Annotated in this window: 1 protein-coding gene; it reads right to left on the bottom strand. The window is 43.1% G+C overall.

What is annotated here, in order from left to right; all coding sequences use genetic code 11:
• Positions 1-166: 166 nt before the first annotated feature.
• Positions 167-1,734 (bottom strand): IS3 family transposase gene (locus BMSHG_RS00025; RefSeq protein WP_392397260.1). Its coding sequence is split into 2 segments (ribosomal slippage): positions 167-1,251 and positions 1,251-1,734, totalling 1,569 coding nucleotides; the frame shifts between segments, so codons are not numbered across the junction.
• Positions 1,735-1,808: the final 74 nt, after the last annotated feature.

Below are 1,808 nucleotides of genomic sequence, written 5' to 3'. Positions count from 1 at the left end.
GGTGTTTGTCAATATAGTTGTCGCATTTAGCTACTTTAGTATTTTAATAGAATTTTCTCAATGCCCTAGCTTAGTCAAGGCTACCGCGCTGCGCTTGCTGACCTGGTGATTTGAATCGAAAGGAAAAGCGTGCTTTCGATTCAAATCACCAGGAAAATGGGGAATATTATGATTTCCTCAATGCTCCGGTTTGACTCTCATCTCGCATTGGATTGAGTGCTACTTTCTCATTCGGTGCCCAATTTCTTGTGCTTCTTGACCAACGTTCTGGATGTTTAGCCTTCGCTGCTTCGTATACGTTTTTTCGCTTTTCCAATATGGCTAAATGTGCTCCGGTGTGGCACTGTACAGGTGTCACAAAATTTAGCCCACTATGCAGGTGAATCTCGTTGTACCAATGGACAAATTGCTGTGCCCATTTTCTTGCTTCTCCGAGTGATGCAAAACCTTTGTGCGGAAAATCCGGTCGATATTTGAGTGTCCGGAACATCGCTTCTGAGTAAGGATTATCATTACTCACACGTGGTCTTGAAAAGGAACTTTGAATGCCCAATTTCTCTAGTAAACTTAGGAATGTCTCGGCTTTCATAGGGCTACCATTATCTGAATGCAATACGAGTGGTGCACCTTGGATTTTTTCATTGATAACCGCCTTTTTCACAAGCGTTTCAGCGTGTTTTGCCTCTTCTGTTTCCCAAACTTCCCAGCCAACTGCTTTTCTACTAAATAAATCAAGAATTAAATAGAGTCGATAAAACAAACCTTTCACCGGTCCACCAAGCCATGTAATATCCCATGTCCACACTTGATTTGGTGCTGTTGCTAGATGACTCTCAGGGATTCTTCTTTCAGGCTTTTGACTACGACCGCGATAGTGTTGCATTTTTTCTTCACGTAACACACGATAAAACGTGGATTCTGAAGCAATGTAAGTTCCTTTGTCCGCAAGCTTTGGGACAATCTGTGTAGGTGGTAAATCGACGTATTCCTCTTGTTTGACAACTGTCAGAATTCCCTCTTTTTCTTCTTCAGACAACTTGTTTTTCGGTACTGGTCTTTTCGCAAATGGGCGCTGATCGACCTTCACTCCACCCTCTACTACCCAGCGCTCGTATGTCCGTACGCTGATATGAAGTTCCTCACAAGCCTTCGCTAATCGCGCACCGTTTTGATTGGCTTCTTGGATTAGTTCAACTGCTAATGCGCGATTTGACGGGCTAATCATTCTTCCTCGTCGTCCCCCCAAATCGCTTGGGCCTTTTTTCGCAAAAGTAATAACGCTGCAGCTTCGGCTAGTGCCTTTTCTTTCTTTTGTAGCTCCTTTTCTAATTGCTTGGCACGCTTCTGTTCTTCCTTCAATGCGCCATTCAACTGTTTGGCTTGGTCGAATACCTGACCGTTTGCCTGAAGGCACACATTTTTCCATGCTTCAATCTGCTCACGATACAAACCTTTCTTACGACAATACTCGGCAAGCTCCGATTCGTTCATCGCGAACGTCTCCATCACGATTAAGAACTTATCTTGGCTATTCCAATTATCGCTTGTTTGTCCATTGCCAGGTGTTGCCACTCCAGCTGCACGTGCTGCTCTACGCCATTTATATAATGTCACATCTGAAATACCAACTTCTTTTGAAATTCTAGACACAGATTCATTATTTGGGGGCATCATGCGTTTGATAATAGCTTCTTTTTGTTCTTGGGAATACCGTGCTCCATTTTTTTCAGTCATATCGAACGACCTCCGTGTTATTTATTTAACTATAACACTAAAGTATCGTACGACAACTATCCTAACAGAGAGGG

Origin of the sequence: Robertmurraya massiliosenegalensis JC6 (assembly GCF_000311725.1) — a bacterium.
In the GTDB taxonomy this organism is placed as follows: domain Bacteria; phylum Bacillota; class Bacilli; order Bacillales; family Cytobacillaceae; genus Robertmurraya; species Robertmurraya massiliosenegalensis.
Note: the sequence above shows the minus strand (reverse complement) of the source record. Positions and strands in the feature narration are given on the sequence as shown.